Source organism: Bacillus sp. EKM501B (assembly GCF_011800505.1).
Taxonomy (GTDB): domain Bacteria; phylum Bacillota; class Bacilli; order Bacillales; family Bacillaceae_G; genus Bacillus_A; species Bacillus_A cereus.
Genome location: NZ_JAALFZ010000009.1, coordinates 94,647 through 112,448 on the forward strand (window position 1 = coordinate 94,647; position 17,802 = coordinate 112,448).

The following is a 17,802-nucleotide window of genomic DNA, read 5'->3' on the forward strand; positions in this document are numbered from 1 at the left end:
TTATGATCCAAATGATCAAGATCCAAAATGGGATTACAAATAACAACCCCCAAAAACAGCCTTTAAAAAATCTCATGATGAACACCTCGTTCATCGGCCCTACTTATCTATAATGAGGGCTGAATCAATCTTTCTACCTTTAAATCTATACTATTTTGTCATCGCATGTTCTACTTTAATACAACGATCCATTATTACAGTATAGTCTTTTTCTTTTAAAAATTTGTATGTATCCTCATCTTGTACTCCTAATTGTGCCCAAAAAACATCTGCATCAATCTCTACAAATTCTTTTGCAACATCCATTAAAAACTCTGAGCGACGAAATACATTTACTATGTCAACGTGTTCCTTAATATCCTTTAGTGAAGAAACTGCCTTTTCTCCAAGCACCTCATCTACTGTTGGATTAACTGGAATAATGCGGTATCCAGCATCTTGCATTGCTTTTGAAACCATATACGATGTACGTTCTGGCTTATCTGATAATCCAACAACCGCAATTGTTTTGCTTTTCTTTAACACTTCACCAATTTCCGTACGAGTTGGGTTTTCAATTGTCATAATTAATCCCTCCTATTCCTTTAGTATAGCCGATAAAGAAAGTCTCTTTCAATATGAAAGAGACTTTCTTTTATTTCGATTATTGATTCTTTGTAGCTGAATTATCTGCTAAAGTAGCCGATTTCGTCATTTTTTGACCGTTACGGTAGAATGTAACTTCTACTTTCTCGCCTACTTTTTTCTTTTCATATAAATATTTACGGAATTGAAGCGCATTCTCTACTTTTTGATTATCTAATGCTACTACAATATCATATTGCTCTAAACCAGCTTTTTCAGCCGGTGATATTGGGTAAATTTTACCTAATACAACACCATTCGTTACTTCTTTCGGTACTTTCAATTGATTGACTGCATAAGCTTGCACATCTTCTAATGAAACGACACCTACTCCAAGCGCTGGACGTTTCACTACTCCGTCTTTTTCAAGTGATTCAATAACTGGCTTTGCGATATTAATTGGAATAGCAAATCCAATTCCTTCAACTTCTTGTTGTGCAATTTTACTTGAGTTAATCCCAATTATTTCACCATTTTGGTTAAATAATGCACCACCACTGTTACCAGGGTTAATCGCTGCATCTGTTTGAATAACTTGTGCTTGCCAATCTGGTCGTTTATCGCCATCAATATCAACTGGAATTTCACGTTCTTTACTACTGATTATACCTTCCGTTACACTTCCATCAAAACCTAGTGGGTTACCGATTGCAATTGCTTTTTCACCCGCGCGGATTTTACTTGAGTCACCTAAAGTTGCAACTTTATTCACATTAGCCCCGTCAATTTCAACAACAGCTAAGTCTAACCAAGGATCTTTCCCTACTAACTTTGCATCTACCTTTTTACCATCACTTAGTTTTACAGCAAGTTTATTTGCACCATCTACTACGTGGTTGTTTGTTACGATATATGCTTTATTCCCTGCTTTTTTATAAATAACACCTGATCCTGAACCAGCTTGTTGTTCTTGACCTGTCGGTTGCATTGCAAATGGATCAACACTTTGTTGCATATTAATAACACCTACAACAACATCTTTCGCCCCTTCAATCATACCAGGTAAATCAGTTTCATTTTTCGCTTTATTTACAACAGGAACTACAGTACCTTCTACTTTTGAATCCGAACTAAATGATGATACTGGCGCTCCATTATTTTGAGCCCATGGCATATATGGTGCTGCAAAACTAATCGAAACCGCTCCGACTACAGCCCCCACTAAACCTGTGAAGAAATAGCCTTTTTTACTACCTGATTTTCTCACTTCTCTCGTTTCACTATGCTCTTCATTTAAATTTGGTCCGTCGTAATATCCCATGTTTTATTTCCCCTCTCTGGTGAATTCGTATTTTCAGTATAGTCACGTTTTGTGTCCTTCTTGTGAACTCATCGTGAAATCTAATTAAAAAAATACTCCTATCTAACATTGTAGACAAAAAAAGTATTTTTTGTACATTCTACCTTCAAAAGAGAGTATAAAATCGCCATTTCCCTAGGCTAAATTACACAAATCGTTCTAGATTATTCTTCAAATTTATAACCAACTCGAATAACAGTACCAATATGCTTCGCTTTATCTCCTAGCTTATTTCGAAGTTTTTTAATATGGGTATCAACCGTTCTGTCATCACCGTAATAGTCATATCCCCATAACTGATCTAATAAATGTTGACGTGATAACACGATTCCTTTGTTCTCCATTAAATACACAAGAAGTTCAAATTCTTTATGTGTCAATATAATTTCTTCTCCATCTACTAAAACAGTTCTAGATAGACGATTTACTTCTATTCCAGCTAAAGACATAGCATTTTCTTCCGCTACTCCTACCGCACCATCCGCACGTTTCAATAACGTCTTTGCGCGAGCTACTAATACTTTCGGGCTAAATGGTTTCGTTACATACTCGTCTGCACCTAATTCGAAACCTAGCAATGTATCATCCTCATCCGAACGTGCTGTCAACATAATAATTGGTACTGCTGATTCTTTTCTAATTCTTCTACAAACAGACCATCCATCTATTTCCGGTAACATAATATCTAACATAATTAAATCAATTTCATGCTCTGCAAATAACTCTAACGCTTTTTTTCCATCTTCTGCTTCGATTACTTCAAAGCCTTCATTACGAAAATAATCACTAACAATTTCACGTAATCTTCTTTCATCTTCAACAAGCAATACTGTTTTATTCATATAATCTATCCCGCCTTTTTACTCTTTCAATCGAATAATACGTTGATTGGAGCTTCCGCGAAATGGAAGTGTTAAATCTTTTTTCTCAATTTCAAACCTTCCATCGACTAAAACATCCCCATAATGTAACAACTCTATCATATCATTATTTTGAGAACTCTGTATCTCTTCTAACGTATAACCTGTATACATCCATAGGTTTTTTTTCAAATCTTTCACGATTTTTGCTACCTTTTTCACTTCAGCAGCTTGAAAAAATGGATCTCCACCTGAAAATGTTACATCAGTTAATGGATTACTTGCAATCTCTTTCACAATTTCTTCTACTGTCATTTCCGTTCCATTGCAAATATTCCACGATTTCGGATTATGGCAACCAACGCAACGATGCGGACAGCCCGCAAAAAACACGACTGTCCGCAATCCTTCTCCATCTACTACACTATCATGAATAATATTCATCACTTTCATTTATGTTTCACCCGATCTATCTCTTCACTACGTTTCGCACTATTCCACTTCGACATATCTCCTACAAGATAGCCTGTTATACGGCGAATTCTTTCTATATTAGCCTCATCTTTATTCCCGCAACTTGGACATTCATTCCCAATAACCCCGTGATAACTACAGCACTTACAACGGTCAACAGGATGATTAATTGAACCGTATCCAACGCCATGTTCTGCCATGGCTTGTACAATTTGTTTTAATGCCTTTTTGTTATGCATTGCTGCTCCATCTAGTTCAATATAAGTAATGTGTCCTCCATTACAGAGAGCGTGGAACGGGCCTTCTAAACGGATTTTATTTATCGCTTGAATGTTATAATAAACTGGAATATGGAATGAATTCGTATAGTAATTATGGTTCGTTATACCGTTAATTTCACCAAATTCTTCTCTATCTTTTTTCACAAACTTCCCTGATAATCCTTCTGCTGGAGTTGCAATTACTGAGAAATTCAGTTGATGTTCTTCTGTCGCTTTATCCATTCTATCTCTCATAAAGGAAATAATTTCATACCCAAGTTTCCATGATTCTCCATCTTCCCCATGATGCTTTCCTGTTAAAGCTACTAAACATTCCGCAAGACCGATAAAACCAATACTTAACGTCCCTTGTTTTAAAATCGAGGCTACGGAGTCTTCAGGCTGCAACGTTTCTCCACCACGCCATACACCTTGTGAATATAAAAACTGAAAATCTCTTGCTCGCTTCGTACATTGATACGCATATCTTTCTAATAGCTGCTTAATTCCTAAATCTAAATAATAGTTTAGCGCTTCAAAAAACGCTTCTTTTGAACCACTAATTAACGCTAATTTCACTAAATTAATAGACGTAAATGATAAATTCCCTCTACCAATCGCTGTTTCTTCTCCATGTATATTAGACATAACACGGGTACGACATCCCATGTAACATACTTCACTTTCTGGTCTTCCATCATAATGTACTGCATTAAACGGAGCATCTAAAAATGAAAAGTTAGGGAATAATCGTTCAGCCGTTGTCTCTAATGCTAATTCAAATAAATCGTAGTTCGGATCACTTTCTTCAAAATTCACACCTTTTTTCATCTTGAAAATTTGAATCGGAAAAATCGGTGTCTCTCCTTTACCAAGTCCAGCTTGTGTCGCTTTTAAAAGTTGTTTAATTAACATTCTTCCTTCTTTTGATGTATCTGTTCCGTAATTAATAGAAATAAACGGTACTTGTCCTCCGCCCCTACTATGCATACTATTCGAATTATGAACGAAAGCCTCACACGCTTGATACGTATCATTTTCCGTTTCTTTCCATGCGAATTCTTCTATTTGTTCTTTCGTAAGCGGATATGATTGTAATCGTTTTTTATGTCTCTCAATTGTTTTTCGTACATAAGGTGCTAAATCAATATCAAAGAGTGCAAACGATTGACCACCATGCTGCATATTTTGATTCGCTTGAAAAATAATAGACGAAAGAGCCAATGCACTTTTAATGTCTTGCGGTTGTCTCATATGTCCATGTCCAGTATGAAAACCGTTAGCAAGCATTTGCGCTAACGGAATTTGTGAACAAGTCGTCGTTCCTGTTGCATAAAAATCTAAATCATGTGGATATAATATATTTTCATTTATCGCTTTTTTCACTTGATCTGACAATAAATTCTCAACAGCATAATATTTTGCACTCTCAGATGCGAACGTTCCCATTACGCCCATTGGAGAGCGGCCGTCTACATTTGCATTTTCTTGCATCAAATCTTGTTCATTGCCGTGGACTATTGTCTCAAACACTTTCATTAATTCTTCTTCTCCACGTGTATTATTTTGTAACATTTATAACCCTCCACCAATATGTTGTTATCTTTTGATTAAAATGTTACTACATATAGTCTTACTGTTTCTGTGAGAAATGTAACATTACTGTGAAATTTTTTTCACGAAATAATGAATTTTTCATTTACAAAAAAGAAATGTGCTCTTTACAAATGTATGGTACAATATACGGGAAAAACTCTTTTTACCCTTTATCAACACATTTGAATAAAGGAGACTGAACTTATGGTTACTACATATCTTTTATTTATCGTTGCCTACTTACTTGGCTCGATTCCATTTGCACTAGTTGTTGGAAAAATCGGCTACGGAATCGATATTCGTGAGCACGGGAGCGGTAATCTAGGCGGAACAAACACATTCCGCACATTAGGGAAAAAAGCAGGTTTTACCGTTACAATTGCTGACATTTTAAAAGGGACATTAGCAACAAGTCTACCAATGATTTTCGGATTAGATATTCATCCACTATGGTTCGGGTTAGCGGCTGTTCTTGGACATGTCTATCCAATCTTCGCAAAATTCCGCGGTGGTAAAGCAGTTGCAACTTCTGCTGGGGTGCTATTATGCTATTCACCAGTTGTTTTTGCAATATTGGCTGTTGTATTTTTCACCCTTTTATTTACAACAAGATACGTATCACTTTCTTCTATGGTAACAGCAGTTGTTGCTGTTATTGCATCCATTGTTAGCGGGGATAAAATCTTCATTATTGCGATGTGTTTATTAGCAGGTATGGTTATTTATAAACACCGTGCAAATATCGGACGAATTATAAATAAAACTGAACCAAAAGCAAACTTTTCAAAAAAGCAAAAATAAGATCGTAACCCACATAACGCAAAAAGAAAACGTGAAGCATATTAATAGCGTCTTTTTGCGTTATTTTTTATACTAAAGAAAAAGCAACATAATTTGGAGGAACTATACATGAATCTTTCCGTAACAAAAGAAGCAGCACAATGGTATAAAAATGAATTAAACTTACAATCAAATGAAACACTACGCTTTTTCGTACAATACGGTGGTTGCAGTACTGTGCAAAAAGGACTTTCTTTAGGGATTCGTAAAGATGATCCTGCACATCCTGCTGTTCAAATTCAAGAAGAAGGTATTAACTTCTTTATTGAAGGCGATGATGAATGGTTCTTCGATGGACATAATTTATCTGTTACACTTAACGAAGGTGACGACTTCCCACAATTTAATTATGAAAAATAAAAAAACGTGGCTTCTGCCACGCTTTTTTATTTTTTCTTAATTTCCTCATATTTCGCATACCACTCAGGATATAACTTTTTAAATGATACAGGGCGGAACCCTTCTTTTTTCGCACAAATATTCGTCGTACTTGCAGTAATACAAAGTTCACCATCACCATTATATATTTCATATCCATATACAACGCGAAGTGGGCTCACAGTATCTACCCATGTTTTTACGATTGCTTTTTCTCCGTAACGCATCGCTTTACGGTATGAAATTTGTAAATCTAACACAGGAGAAATAATTCCTTCTTTCTCCATTTCAACATATGAAAAACCTAAATCTTGTATAAGTTTCGTGCGACCTAACTCAAGCCACACTAAGTAGTTTGAATGGTAAACAACACCCATTTGATCTGTTTCCGCATAACGGATTTCAACTTCATGTTCTGCTACAAACATATGTATATTCGCCTTCTTTCACTTCTGCTACCTTGCATACATTTAATCATAATACAGTGACATCAAAAATAAAATAAAAATAGTGAATCTTTTCCCGAAAGGAGCAAGCATATGATTCAAATTGTAACGGTTCGTAGCGGTGATAGCGTATATAGCTTGGCATCAAAATATGGATCAACACCTGACGAAATAGTAAAAGACAATGGACTAAATCCCGCTGAAACGCTCGTTGTTGGTCAGGCACTTATCGTTAATACGAAAGGAAATAATTATTATGTACAGCCTGGTGACAGCCTCTATCGGATTTCTCAAACATATAATGTCCCCCTCGCTAGTTTAGCTAAAGTTAATAATTTATCTTTAAAATCTATTCTCCATGTCGGACAACAATTATATGTACCAAAAGGCACAAAACGAGCTGTAGAATCCATCGCTTATTTACAACCTTCCACTATACCGATTAAAGAGAGTTTAGTTAATGCTACACGTGCCATCAATCCATTTTTAACATATTTAGCTTATTTTAGTTTTGAGGCAAAAAGAGATGGCACATTAAAAGAACCTACTGAAACAGCTAAAATTGCTAATATTGCAACGCAAGGGCAAACAATCCCTATGCTCGTTATTACAAATATTGAAAATGGTAATTTCAGTGCAGATCTAACATCGGTTATTTTACGCAACGCAACGATTCAAAACAAATTTATTACTAACATTTTGCAAACAGCTGAAAAATATGGCATGCGAGACATTCATTTCGATTTCGAGAGTGTAGCACCCGAAGACCGCGAGGCCTATAATCGCTTTTTACGAAATGTAAAAACACGCTTACCTAGCGGGTACACATTAAGCACAACTCTCGTACCGAAAACAAGTTCAAATCAAAAGGGAAAATTTTTCGAAGCCCATGATTATAAAGCGCAAGGGCAAATTGTTGATTTCGTCGTCATTATGACATATGACTGGGGTTGGCAGGGCGGGCCACCAATGGCAATCTCTCCTATTGGTCCTGTAAAAGAAGTACTTCAATACGCAAAATCTCAAATGCCTCCCCAAAAAATTATGATGGGGCAAAACTTATACGGATTCGATTGGAAACTTCCGTTCAAACAAGGGAATCCACCAGCAAAAGCAGTTAGCTCTGTCGCAGCTGTTGCACTTGCTCGTAAATATAATGTTCCTATCCGCTATGATTTCACAGCTCAAGCTCCACATTTTAATTACTTTGACGAAAATGGCGTACAACATGAAGTTTGGTTTGAAGATGCGAGGTCTATTCAAAGTAAATTCAATTTAATGAAAGAGCAGGGCATTGGCGGTATTAGTTATTGGAAGATTGGCTTGCCATTTCCACAAAATTGGCGTTTACTTGTTGAAAACTTTACGATTACGAAAAAGGGCTGACAAAAGTCAGCCCTTTTTGTACATTTTGTTAAGATTCATCTTTGATTTCACTTTTTAATGAGTCAATACTTTCTAAACGTCTTTGATTTTTTGCTTCAATAGCAGCACGATCTTTTTCATTAGAAAGTTCCGCTGTTTCTTTTGCTTCATTAAAGTTATCAACTGTATTTTGCACCATTTCTTGTAACTTTTCAGCGTTGTCACTTCGATTATCTGGATTTGGCATGTACTTCCCTCCTAATATTGTATATACACACCATCTTAAATTACCTATCTTTCCTCAAATTTATACATAAAAAAGGAGAATGTAATATTCTCCTTTTCTTTAACCATTATCAACAATCGGTTGTTTACCTGTTTGATCTTGCATTTGCTTTCCTTTATTTCCACCAGCTTTTTTTGATTGTGTTCCAATATGATTCGGTGCAAAGTCTTTTGAATTTTTTTTCGGATTACCCATTACTATCGCCTCCTTAACACTAGTATCGTACTAGTGTTAAGAATTATTCAGCTTGCTTAAAAAGTTTCATTTCATAACGTTTTTCAATGCGCTCTTCAATGCGATCAATTGCCTCACGATCGCTTAATAATTGTTGTTTATTTTCATTTACAAGTTCTTCAAACGATTTACGGCGACTTCTTCTCATGTTGTTCACCCTCTCTCCTTCGCTTTCTTATTACATAGTATGAGCAAACAAAAAACTCTTTAATCAGATTTGCAAGAAAATTTTATGTTTTAGTACTCCTAAAAAAACTCCGTGTACAATATATTGCACACGGAGTTTTTTATACCATAATATTTAAATACTCTTTCAACTTTTCATCTGCATTCATTTCATTTTCTTTATAATCATGAAGCGCCTGTAATACAAAATCATACTGCTCTAAAATATAACTTTCTAATTTCATAACATCCTCTAAGCTATTAAGCATAATTCTCGTATTACCAACTTCACTTTTTAACGCCGGTTCACATTTTAAACTTGTACATATTTCTTTCACATCTTCTTCTAATATCTCTGTTAATACATATTTCTTTCGCCCTTTTACCTTTAATCTCATAACTGGATAAAAAGCTTTTATATCTAAATAACTTCCTACGTTCATACAACGTAGCCATTCTACATTACGTTTATTACATGCAAGTATTTCTTTCACCGCTTCATATACCGCAGTTTCATCAAGCATAGCCTTATTTACTTTTCGTTTCCCTTCTTCTTCAATAGCTGCACACTTTTGATAAACAGCAGCACACGTAATGCAATCGTCAAATGCATTATGAGAGCTTAAACGAATTCCAAGCATTCGTTTTAACGTTTCAAGTTTATGATTAGGCGCATGCTTCATGTATTTCTTTGCTAAAAATACAGTATCAATTACTTTATTTTTAGGTTCAGGCAACCCAAGCATATTTACATTACTTTTCAAAAAGCGCATATCAAAAGAAGCATTATGGGCCACAATAACATTTGTATGTAAAAATGCTAAAAATAAAGGTAACACTTCTTCAATCGTCGGTGCATCTGAAACGCGATAATTAGTAATACCTGTTAAACTCGTTATTCGGTCCGGAATTGGCCGCTCTGGATTCACGTATGAAACAAATTGATCTACTAATTCATGATTACGATATTTCACTGCTGCAACTTGAATAATTTTATCATTATAAGGGTTAAATCCTGTTGTTTCAAAATCAATTACAACATAATCTAACGGTAAGGATACATTCCCCACTCCATACACTCCTTTATCTCTAAACGGTTATATTTCTTACATCATATCATGAAGTGATTACTACTTGAAAAAGAAAAGGCAGAAATGGGAACTCTCCATCTCTACCTTTTCACCGTTATTTTAATTTAGCAACTCTTTTCTCCATCTCTTTTTGTGTCATCGGCCCAATAAACTTATCTTGAATGACACCTTTTGTATCTATAAAATACGAAGTTGGAATCGTAATTACTTTATAAGCTGTTGTCACATCAATGTTCTTGTCCAATAAAATAGGAAAAGTAATTCCTTTTTCTTTAGCAAAATTGCTTACCTTCTCTTCCCCCCCACCTTTTTCTGAAGGCGTATAATTGACCGCTAAAATTTCTACGTTCTCTTTATGTTCTTTATAGAAAGCCTCCATATCAGGCATTTCTTGCTGACATGGTCCACACCACGTAGCCCAAAAGTTTAAAATTACTTTCTTTCCTTTTAAATCCGATAACTTTACATTTGTCCCATCTAACTTCGTTAATGTAAAGTCCGGTGCACTCTTCCCTATCTCAATACCATTCCTTGCGATAATCTCTTTCATCGCAGCTTCACTTTTTTCTTGCTTCACTTTTACCGCCTGCTCTTTATGACCAAACTGTTCATAAGCTGCATATCCCGCTAAACAAAGTAACACTACAATAATCGTAAGCTTTCGCCACATTTTATATCACCCTAACGTATTATCTTCTTTTAACACATTCATCAAAATACTATATACCTTATTTTAGCTTATACGGACAAGCTTGGAAATATTCACATTCTAAATAATCAGAATTTTTATAACTAAGATGAAATATTTACCTTTTAATCATATAATTAGAAATACATAGAACATTTTACAATGAAAGGAGCTCTCATGAATTTATTTAAAAAAATACTTCTATATATTCTTAGTTTTATATTTTCCCCAATCGGAATTATCACATGGATTATCTCACTATTTAGTAAAGATCCTGAAAAAAAACAAGTTGGACATATTTGTCTCTATATCGCATTAATCTCATTTATCCTTTTGGCAGGCCTCGGCATTATTACTTTTTTCACGATGACTACCATTACTACTATAGAATAGCTATAGAAAGGATGATTGTTTTGGGAGAACACCCTATCACCAAAGAGCTACGCTATATACGAATATGCTTAGTTATTTTAGTAATCGTTCTTTTATTTTTCAACAGTGAAAAAGTCGTTGAAATTTCTACAAATCATGATTCCATAGAAAATGTTCCCACCAGTAATATGACACAAATCGCGGAAAATACATTCGCTATTCAAGAATATAATCCATTACTAAGTAGCGAACATACAATTAAGATTTTCAAATATAATCCAGATACAAATCAACTTACTCTCGTCAAAGAAGTTAATTCTAGTGATTCGAATTCTTATACTTATCAACTTAATGAGACCGAATAAAGTGAAACTTTAATCAGCCCTCACCAATCGGGCTGCCCGGCAAATAGCGGAATAAAGATAAGAGCATTACATATCTCTTATCTTTTTGTTTGCAACTCTTTGTACAATGAGTTGCAATTTAATAATTCTCTAGGATTCCCACATTCCACAATAGTCCCATTCTTTATGACAACAACACAATCTGCTATCATCGCTCTCTCTACATCATGTGTTGCCACAATTCTCGTTACATCTCTTCCTATCCCTTCAATCATATTCCAAACCAGTTCTTGATTGCCCGGATCTAACCCAGCCGTCGGTTCATCTAAAATAATAAGAGTTGGATTTGATACAATCGCGCGCAATAATGCAAGACGTTTTCTTTCGCCTCCCGAAAACTCTTCACCGCTTTTATGTAGCACAGTTTGACTCCCTTCAGGTAACCCTCTAATAATCGGCGTTGCATTTATAAGTTCACTATTTTTTTCTAACTGATTTTCTAAACCCTCTTCCCCGAAATACATATTCTCTGTTACCGTCGTTCGGAAAAAACGTGGTTCTTGCCACACTGTAGTCATACGAGCTTCATTACCATAATAAGCAATGCTACCGTTAGATGGTTTATACAAGCCCGTTATTAACTTTAAAAGCGTTGTTTTTCCTGCACCGCTTTCTCCCACAATCATAACGAGTTCACCAGGACGAATTTGCAAATCAATATTATGAATTCTGCATTTCTCTTCGTCATTCTCCTGAAATGAAACATTTGTTATCCTGATCCCCATCGCTCTTTCTACATTGCTATCTGCTGCTCGTTTATTTAAAAAGCAAAAAGCTCTATTTGCCGAAGCGACTGCAACTTGTGTCATTATTAATAAATCGCCCACATAACGGACAGGGAAAAAGAGCATCTCAATTGTCGCTAACACTGCAATGAGTGAACCAACTTCTATTTCTCCCCTCATTATTTTTTGTGCACCTATAATGAGAACAACAATATATGCTCCTGTTTCAATCACCGTTCCAACTACTCCAATGCAATGTTGCATCATCGTCTTCTTTACTTCTGATTTATACGATTGTGCCGTTACTTCTTTAAATAAGCGAATTGCCCATTTTTCTTTTTGTAAACTCCGCAAATCTTGTATCCCCTTTACAAACTGTGACACCATCTCTACAACACTTGAGTGATTTTTTTGAGAAACGCTTGCAATATCTCTTACCTTTTCTCCCATCAGTATTGGAACAATTGTACTTAAAAATAAAAACGGAGTTACCCACAATATAAACTGTATATCTATATGTTGTAGTGCTATGAAAGCTCCAATAAATTGGGCAATAGCGTGTATATATTCTATTAATATAGAGCCATATAATCTGACCCAGTTCGGAATATCAGACACGACCAAAGTTTCTAACTCTCCTTGCTTAATCTTCTCACTCTCTTCAAACGGTAATGAGAAATAGTGACGCAATAATTCTATACGTTTCGTTTGTAATATACGTTGACTCGCTTTTGAACTTATATAATCAAATAAAAGATTGTTCGCCCACATTAAAAAGTGACTACCCGCAAACAAAGCTATATATACATACGCACCTTTTAGCTCCCTTTGAATAAGATTGTCTACAATTAATCCCATGAAAATTGGGCGAGATAAATTTAAAATGGCAGCAATTATCCCACTACATACAGCTGCTATTACTAATATTTTTTCTTTCTGTAACGGTAACAGAATTCTTTTATATTCTTTCATGACGTTTCCTCCATTTTTCGTAGTAAAAAAGAAAGGGATGAAACCATATGGTTTCATCCCTTTCCATAAAATAAGGAAGCTAACTATTGTTAGCTTCCTTATTATTCATTTCAATTATTTAGTTCGACACTTTAGACTCTTCAATTTTCTCACGAAGAACCATTTGCAGAATACCACCGTGACGGTAGTAGTCAATTTCTACTTCACTATCGAAACGAGCTACTACTTCAAATTGTTTTTCATTGCCATCTGCATCAGTTGCAACTACTTTCACAAGATCGCGTGGTCTAACTGTTTTGTCGATTTGAATTTCAAATGACTCGTTACCAACAAGACCTAACGTTTCAGCACTTTCGCCATCTTTAAATTGAAGTGGTAGTACACCCATTAACACTAAGTTACTGCGGTGAATACGCTCAAAGCTTTCTGCAATTACTGCTTTAATACCTAGTAAGTTTGTTCCTTTCGCAGCCCAGTCACGAGAACTTCCCATACCGTAATCTTTACCAGCAACAACTAGAAGGCCTGTGCCATCTTCTTTATATTTCATAGCAGCATCATAGATAGACGTTACTTCACCTGTTGGCCAATATGTTGTATATCCGCCTTCTGTTCCTGGTGCGATTTGGTTTTTAATACGGATGTTCGCGAATGTACCACGCATCATAACTTCATGGTTACCACGACGAGAACCGTAAGAATTGAAGTCAACTGGTTGTACGCCGTTTTCTAATAAGTAGCGTCCAGCTGGTGTATGCTTACCGATTGAACCTGCTGGTGAAATGTGGTCTGTCGTTACAGAGTCACCAAATTTACCAACTACGCGTAGGCCTGATAATGTTTCAACTTCACCTGGCTCTTTAGATAATCCTTCAAAGAATGGTGGGTTTTGAATGTATGTTGAATCATTATCCCAAGTATATAACGCTTCATTTGAAGTTTGGATTTCATTCCAACGCTCATTGCTGTTAAATACTTGTGCATATTCTTTCTTGAACAGTTCAGATGTAACAACACTTTGAACTACATCTTCAATTTCTTTAGCTGATGGCCAAATATCGTTGAAGTAAACAGCATTGCCATTTGCATCTTTACCGATTTCATCATTTTTCAGGTCAATATCAACAGTACCTGCAAGTGCATATGCCACAACTAGTGGTGGTGATGCTAAGTAGTTTGCTTTTACAAGTGGGTGGATACGCCCTTCAAAGTTACGGTTACCAGATAAAACAGATGTTACTAATAAGTCGTTTGCTGCGATTGCTTCTTCTAATTCTGGCGCTAATGGACCAGAGTTACCGATACAAGTCGTACAACCGTAACCAACTGTTTGGAAACCTAATTGATCTAAATATGTTGTTAAACCAGACTTATCTAAGTACTCAGTAACAACTTTAGATCCTGGTGCTAATGATGTTTTTACATACTCAGGTACTACAAGTCCTTTTTCAATTGCTTTCTTCGCAACTAGACCTGCTCCAATTAATACGTATGGGTTTGATGTATTTGTACAGCTTGTAATTGCAGCGATTGCAATTGCACCTGTTTTCATCGTTACTTCTTTATCTTCTAATGTAACCTTCACTTCTTTATCGAACTCTTGCTCATTAAATCCAAGTCCTTGTGTTCCAACTGGTGCTAAAACAGCTTTGTGGAACGCATCTTTCATATCTGAAAGTGGAATTAAATCTTGTGGGCGTTTCGGTCCAGAAAGGTTAGATTCGATTGTATTTAAATCAATTTCTACAAGATCAGTGTAGATTGGATCTTTACTGTCTGCTGTATAGAATAAACCGTTCGCTTTACAGTATTCTTCAACAACGCGAATTTGTTCTTCATCTCTACCTGTTAAACGTAAGTATTCTAATGAAATATCATCGATTGGGAAGAATCCACAAGTTGCGCCGTATTCTGGTGCCATATTTGAAATTGTTGCACGGTCAGCTAAAGGCATGCTCTTTAGTCCATTACCGAAGAACTCAACGAATTTACCAACTACACCTTTTTGACGTAATACTTGCGTTACTTTTAAGGCAACGTCAGTTGCTGTAGTACCACTTGGAAGTGTACCTGTTAATTTCACACCGATTACTTCAGGTACTGGGAAGTATGAAGGCTGTCCAAGCATTCCTGCTTCTGCTTCAATACCACCAACACCCCATCCAAGAACGCCGATACCATTAATCATTGTTGTATGTGAGTCTGTTCCAACTAATGAATCTGGGTATGCAACTAAGTCACCTTCAGCATTTTTCACAGCATGAACAACTGGTGCTAAATATTCAAGGTTTACTTGGTGTACAATACCTGTAGCTGGTGGAACTGCACGATAGTTATCAAATGATTTTTGTGCCCAGCTTAAAAATTTATAACGTTCTTCATTACGTTTAAACTCTAAGTCCATGTTGAATGCAAGCGCGTCTGCCGTACCCGCTCTATCAACCTGTACAGAGTGATCAATTACAAGGTCTACAGTAATTTCTGGATTGATTTTATCAGGATCTCCACCCATGTCTGCCATTGCTTTACGAAGCGAAGCCAAATCAACAACAGCTGGTACACCAGTGAAATCTTGTAAAATTACACGAGATGGTTTAAATGGAACATCGATATCTTGCACATCTTTCGTTCCCCATTTCGCTAAATTTGTAACATGCTCTTCTGTAATTACACGTCCGTCTACTTGACGAAGTACTGATTCAAGTAAAACTTTCACGGAATATGGTAATTGAGATACGTTGCCAACCCCTGCATTTTCAAGCGCTTTCAAATCATAATAATGATACGTTTTTCCATCTACTTCAAAAGTTGCACGTGATTGAAATGGATTATGTTTGACCATTATGTTTCCCCCCTGTTAAACGTGACTAAGTTGTCTGAATATAAAATGTAGACAAACTTTTCAATACCTTACGATAATATCTTATTACAACTTTCTAAATAAGTAAATAATAAGAAACTTATAGATTATCATAAGTTTTCTTTATGTTTCTAAATTTGAATAGTGTTCATGCTCCTTATGAATACTATTACCATAAAGTAAAGTGCTCTATTAGCGCTTTACTTATAGTTCATACACACTATGAACTGCTCATCATTCAACATACAAAAAAATGTTATAGAGGTGAAATAAAATGGGTAAAAGAAAAGCAAATCATACTATTTCAGGAATGAATGCAGCATCCGCACAAGGACAAGGTACTGGTTATAACGAAGAGTTTGCAAATGAAAACTTAACTCCTGCAGAAAGACAAAATAATAAGAAACGCAAAAAGAACCAGTAACGAAAAATCCCAAAAGGAACATTCACCTTTTGGGATTTTTTCTAATGTTTATAACGTAACAATTCTGAAACCGTTACAAATCGATAGCCTTGTTTTTTTAGCTCAGGTAAAATTTTTGCTAGTGCTGCTACCGTTTGACTACGATCATTTCCTCCATCATGTAACAATACAATATCGCCACTTTTAGCATTTTTCACTACATGATTTACGATAGATTCCACCCCTGGATTTGCCCAATCACGTGGGTCTTGATGCCACGACCATAGAACGGTTTGATAACCTGCTTCTTTTGCTGTTTTAAATACAGCATCGTTAATATATCCACCAGGAGGACGGAATAGCAACGGTTCTTTCACCCATTTTTCGAAAAATTTCTTTCCATCCAAAATATCTTTTTTTAATTTTTCATCTGATGAACTATTTGCATATAAATGATTCATCGTATGATTTCCAATCTCATGTCCCTCTTTTAACACTTGTTTCACTAAATATGGATTGCGCTGAACTCGAAATCCAATCATAAAAAATGTCGCTTCAGCCTTATATTGACGTAATAAATGTAAAACTTGTGGTGTATACGTTGGATCTGGTCCATCATCAAATGTAATGGCAATAATTTTTTCATTATTAGGTACTTCCCACGTTACATAGCCAGTTGGTTCTAGCTCTTTTCTGAGCAACATTTTCGCTTCCACTTTTTCAACTTGAAATATATGTACTGCGCATAATAAAGAAAAAACGAATAGAAAAATTTTCTGTTTTCGCATAATGTTCATTAAAGTAAGAGGTTGTCAAATACACAACAACCTAATTTACTTTTCTAATTGATCTACATTTCGCATTATATTTTGGAGATTATTTTCATATTGCTCAAGTTGTGGACGTTGTGTTTCTGAAGCTACCTCTAGTGCATTTTGAATTTGTTCATATGCTTCCTGAACCTCTTGGCGTAATTCTTTTAAATCATGACCGTAGTTTGGATCATTTTTCACAATGTTGTTAAATGCATTTTCTGCTTGTGTAACGCCTTGCTGCGCTGCTTGAAACGCTTGTTGTTTATCTTTATGATATGGCATTATATAATCCCCTTTCTGTAATAGTTAGTCCCAATTATCTTTACCTTTTTTTCTAAAAACATTCTCGTATAAATTTGCAAACTTCTCTCATTCTAAAAAGGAAGAGGAGGTGTCACATACAATGGGAAAAAACAATCGTGAAGCGAAAGAAAAAAAAGGACAACCTGAACCATTAAGCGGATCTCATAAAGTAAAAAACCGTAACCATTCACGCCAAAAACATCATGCGCATCATGATATGTAAAACAAAAAGTGCACACTAGCTATCTTTTCCACATACAATGTTTATATTTTTCCATTTATTCTTCACCCCTAATTCATTCATGCATAACATAGTATGAATTGAGATTTTACGGAGGGTG

22 protein-coding genes are annotated in these 17,802 nt (G+C 35.6%); 7 read left to right on the plus strand and 15 right to left on the minus strand.

Annotated features, from left to right (window positions below):
• Positions 1-150: 150 nt before the first annotated feature.
• The 5 genes from HFD78_RS17625 to HFD78_RS17645 form a co-directional block, all read right to left on the minus strand.
• Positions 151-564 (minus strand): CoA-binding protein, encoded by a 414-nt coding sequence (locus HFD78_RS17625; protein WP_000151387.1) that lies wholly within the window; start codon positions 562-564, stop codon positions 151-153.
• 79 nt (positions 565-643) lie between these two features.
• Positions 644-1,885 carry a S1C family serine protease gene (locus tag HFD78_RS17630; RefSeq protein ID WP_000542641.1) on the minus strand — a complete coding sequence of 414 codons (1,242 nt, stop codon included), beginning with the start codon at positions 1,883-1,885 and terminating at the stop codon, positions 644-646.
• 203 nt (positions 1,886-2,088) lie between these two features.
• Entirely contained in the window at positions 2,089-2,766 is a 678-nt protein-coding gene (locus tag HFD78_RS17635) for a response regulator transcription factor (protein WP_001044679.1), read from the minus strand.
• Between the two features lie 18 nt (positions 2,767-2,784).
• Complete coding sequence (gene nrdG, locus HFD78_RS17640; protein WP_000867078.1) at positions 2,785-3,237, minus strand: anaerobic ribonucleoside-triphosphate reductase activating protein; 453 nt, start codon at positions 3,235-3,237, stop codon at positions 2,785-2,787.
• On the minus strand, positions 3,234-5,093 hold the full coding sequence (locus tag HFD78_RS17645) for an anaerobic ribonucleoside triphosphate reductase (protein WP_000940073.1): 1,860 nt from the start codon (positions 5,091-5,093) through the stop codon (positions 3,234-3,236). The genes nrdG and HFD78_RS17645 overlap by 4 nt, the downstream gene beginning before the upstream one ends.
• Positions 5,094-5,318: 225 nt before the next feature.
• On the opposite strand from HFD78_RS17645, the gene plsY reads away from it, so the two are divergent.
• Positions 5,319-5,915 carry a glycerol-3-phosphate 1-O-acyltransferase PlsY gene (gene plsY / locus HFD78_RS17650; protein ID WP_000258974.1) on the plus strand — a complete coding sequence of 199 codons (597 nt, stop codon included), beginning with the start codon at positions 5,319-5,321 and terminating at the stop codon, positions 5,913-5,915.
• A gap of 108 nt (positions 5,916-6,023) precedes the next feature.
• A complete protein-coding gene (locus HFD78_RS17655; RefSeq protein ID WP_001054453.1) occupies positions 6,024-6,314 on the plus strand; it encodes a HesB/YadR/YfhF family protein in 291 nt (96 codons plus the stop codon).
• A 26-nt stretch (positions 6,315-6,340) separates the two neighbouring features.
• Here the strand turns inward: HFD78_RS17655 and HFD78_RS17660 are convergent, their stop codons facing one another.
• Entirely contained in the window at positions 6,341-6,760 is a 420-nt protein-coding gene (locus tag HFD78_RS17660; protein WP_000495812.1) for an acyl-CoA thioesterase, read from the minus strand.
• A 111-nt stretch (positions 6,761-6,871) separates the two neighbouring features.
• On the opposite strand from HFD78_RS17660, the gene HFD78_RS17665 reads away from it, so the two are divergent.
• Entirely contained in the window at positions 6,872-8,164 is a 1,293-nt protein-coding gene (locus tag HFD78_RS17665) for a glycoside hydrolase family 18 protein (protein ID WP_098204777.1), read from the plus strand.
• A 28-nt stretch (positions 8,165-8,192) separates the two neighbouring features.
• Here HFD78_RS17665 and tlp read toward each other — a convergent pair whose 3' ends face one another.
• The 5 genes from tlp to HFD78_RS17690 all read right to left on the minus strand — a co-directional run bounded on the left by tlp (position 8,193) and on the right by HFD78_RS17690 (position 10,589).
• Positions 8,193-8,390 carry a small acid-soluble spore protein Tlp gene (gene tlp, locus HFD78_RS17670; RefSeq protein ID WP_001133511.1) on the minus strand — a complete coding sequence of 66 codons (198 nt, stop codon included), beginning with the start codon at positions 8,388-8,390 and terminating at the stop codon, positions 8,193-8,195.
• A 99-nt stretch (positions 8,391-8,489) separates the two neighbouring features.
• Complete coding sequence (gene sspN, locus HFD78_RS17675) at positions 8,490-8,624, minus strand: acid-soluble spore protein SspN (RefSeq protein WP_000527987.1); 135 nt, start codon at positions 8,622-8,624, stop codon at positions 8,490-8,492.
• 43 nt (positions 8,625-8,667) lie between these two features.
• Complete coding sequence (locus HFD78_RS17680) at positions 8,668-8,811, minus strand: FbpB family small basic protein (RefSeq protein ID WP_001254703.1); 144 nt, start codon at positions 8,809-8,811, stop codon at positions 8,668-8,670.
• A 139-nt stretch (positions 8,812-8,950) separates the two neighbouring features.
• Complete coding sequence (locus tag HFD78_RS17685) at positions 8,951-9,898, minus strand: 3'-5' exonuclease (RefSeq protein WP_000528755.1); 948 nt, start codon at positions 9,896-9,898, stop codon at positions 8,951-8,953.
• 115 nt (positions 9,899-10,013) lie between these two features.
• Entirely contained in the window at positions 10,014-10,589 is a 576-nt protein-coding gene (locus tag HFD78_RS17690; protein WP_000269054.1) for a redoxin domain-containing protein, read from the minus strand.
• A 195-nt stretch (positions 10,590-10,784) separates the two neighbouring features.
• On the opposite strand from HFD78_RS17690, the gene HFD78_RS17695 reads away from it, so the two are divergent.
• Together HFD78_RS17695 and HFD78_RS29965 are read left to right on the plus strand one after the other, a co-directional pair.
• The gene (locus HFD78_RS17695; RefSeq protein WP_001048152.1) at positions 10,785-11,000 is read left to right on the plus strand and encodes a hypothetical protein; all 216 of its coding nucleotides are present in this window, start codon (positions 10,785-10,787) and stop codon (positions 10,998-11,000) included.
• Positions 11,001-11,011: 11 nt separating this feature from the next.
• A complete protein-coding gene (locus tag HFD78_RS29965; protein ID WP_074595727.1) occupies positions 11,012-11,344 on the plus strand; it encodes a YmzC family protein in 333 nt (110 codons plus the stop codon).
• Between the two features lie 77 nt (positions 11,345-11,421).
• Here the strand turns inward: HFD78_RS29965 and HFD78_RS17705 are convergent, their stop codons facing one another.
• Positions 11,422-13,080 (minus strand): ABC transporter ATP-binding protein, encoded by a 1,659-nt coding sequence (locus HFD78_RS17705; RefSeq protein ID WP_000666360.1) that lies wholly within the window; start codon positions 13,078-13,080, stop codon positions 11,422-11,424.
• Positions 13,081-13,198: 118 nt separating this feature from the next.
• Complete coding sequence (gene acnA / locus HFD78_RS17710) at positions 13,199-15,922, minus strand: aconitate hydratase AcnA (RefSeq protein ID WP_000238558.1); 2,724 nt, start codon at positions 15,920-15,922, stop codon at positions 13,199-13,201.
• Between the two features lie 292 nt (positions 15,923-16,214).
• Here acnA and sspO point away from each other — a divergent pair, with 292 nt between their 5' ends.
• Entirely contained in the window at positions 16,215-16,364 is a 150-nt protein-coding gene (sspO, locus tag HFD78_RS17715) for an acid-soluble spore protein SspO (protein WP_000518055.1), read from the plus strand.
• A gap of 41 nt (positions 16,365-16,405) precedes the next feature.
• Here sspO and pdaB read toward each other — a convergent pair whose 3' ends face one another.
• Positions 16,406-17,131 carry a polysaccharide deacetylase family sporulation protein PdaB gene (pdaB, locus tag HFD78_RS17720; protein ID WP_003284976.1) on the minus strand — a complete coding sequence of 242 codons (726 nt, stop codon included), beginning with the start codon at positions 17,129-17,131 and terminating at the stop codon, positions 16,406-16,408.
• Positions 17,132-17,176: 45 nt separating this feature from the next.
• Positions 17,177-17,440, minus strand: a complete 264-nt coding sequence (locus HFD78_RS17725) for a hypothetical protein (RefSeq protein ID WP_001146295.1) — start codon at positions 17,438-17,440, stop codon at positions 17,177-17,179.
• 121 nt (positions 17,441-17,561) lie between these two features.
• Here HFD78_RS17725 and HFD78_RS17730 point away from each other — a divergent pair, with 121 nt between their 5' ends.
• Positions 17,562-17,684 carry a small acid-soluble spore protein P gene (locus tag HFD78_RS17730; RefSeq protein ID WP_000517649.1) on the plus strand — a complete coding sequence of 41 codons (123 nt, stop codon included), beginning with the start codon at positions 17,562-17,564 and terminating at the stop codon, positions 17,682-17,684.
• Positions 17,685-17,802: the final 118 nt, after the last annotated feature.

Bases quoted from the DNA above. Each gene is read 5' to 3' on its own strand.
- HFD78_RS17625 (WP_000151387.1), bottom strand. From the start codon at position 564: ATGACAATTGAAAACCCAACTCGTACGGAAATTGGTGAAGTGTTAAAG.
- HFD78_RS17730 (WP_000517649.1), top strand. From the start codon at position 17,562: ATGGGAAAAAACAATCGTGAAGCGAAAGAAAAAAAAGGACAACCTGAA.
- HFD78_RS17695 (WP_001048152.1), top strand. From the start codon at position 10,785: ATGAATTTATTTAAAAAAATACTTCTATATATTCTTAGTTTTATATTT.
- HFD78_RS17680 (WP_001254703.1), bottom strand. From the start codon at position 8,811: ATGAGAAGAAGTCGCCGTAAATCGTTTGAAGAACTTGTAAATGAAAAT.
- pdaB (WP_003284976.1), bottom strand. From the start codon at position 17,131: ATGCGAAAACAGAAAATTTTTCTATTCGTTTTTTCTTTATTATGCGCA.
- HFD78_RS17645 (WP_000940073.1), bottom strand. From the start codon at position 5,093: ATGTTACAAAATAATACACGTGGAGAAGAAGAATTAATGAAAGTGTTT.
- sspO (WP_000518055.1), top strand. From the start codon at position 16,215: ATGGGTAAAAGAAAAGCAAATCATACTATTTCAGGAATGAATGCAGCA.
- nrdG (WP_000867078.1), bottom strand. From the start codon at position 3,237: ATGAAAGTGATGAATATTATTCATGATAGTGTAGTAGATGGAGAAGGA.
- tlp (WP_001133511.1), bottom strand. From the start codon at position 8,390: ATGCCAAATCCAGATAATCGAAGTGACAACGCTGAAAAGTTACAAGAA.
- HFD78_RS17655 (WP_001054453.1), top strand. From the start codon at position 6,024: ATGAATCTTTCCGTAACAAAAGAAGCAGCACAATGGTATAAAAATGAA.
- HFD78_RS17690 (WP_000269054.1), bottom strand. From the start codon at position 10,589: ATGTGGCGAAAGCTTACGATTATTGTAGTGTTACTTTGTTTAGCGGGA.
- HFD78_RS17660 (WP_000495812.1), bottom strand. From the start codon at position 6,760: ATGTTTGTAGCAGAACATGAAGTTGAAATCCGTTATGCGGAAACAGAT.
- HFD78_RS17665 (WP_098204777.1), top strand. From the start codon at position 6,872: ATGATTCAAATTGTAACGGTTCGTAGCGGTGATAGCGTATATAGCTTG.
- HFD78_RS29965 (WP_074595727.1), top strand. From the start codon at position 11,012: ATGATTGTTTTGGGAGAACACCCTATCACCAAAGAGCTACGCTATATA.
- HFD78_RS17635 (WP_001044679.1), bottom strand. From the start codon at position 2,766: ATGAATAAAACAGTATTGCTTGTTGAAGATGAAAGAAGATTACGTGAA.
- acnA (WP_000238558.1), bottom strand. From the start codon at position 15,922: ATGGTCAAACATAATCCATTTCAATCACGTGCAACTTTTGAAGTAGAT.
- HFD78_RS17705 (WP_000666360.1), bottom strand. From the start codon at position 13,080: ATGAAAGAATATAAAAGAATTCTGTTACCGTTACAGAAAGAAAAAATA.
- plsY (WP_000258974.1), top strand. From the start codon at position 5,319: ATGGTTACTACATATCTTTTATTTATCGTTGCCTACTTACTTGGCTCG.
- HFD78_RS17630 (WP_000542641.1), bottom strand. From the start codon at position 1,885: ATGGGATATTACGACGGACCAAATTTAAATGAAGAGCATAGTGAAACG.
- HFD78_RS17725 (WP_001146295.1), bottom strand. From the start codon at position 17,440: ATGCCATATCATAAAGATAAACAACAAGCGTTTCAAGCAGCGCAGCAA.
- sspN (WP_000527987.1), bottom strand. From the start codon at position 8,624: ATGGGTAATCCGAAAAAAAATTCAAAAGACTTTGCACCGAATCATATT.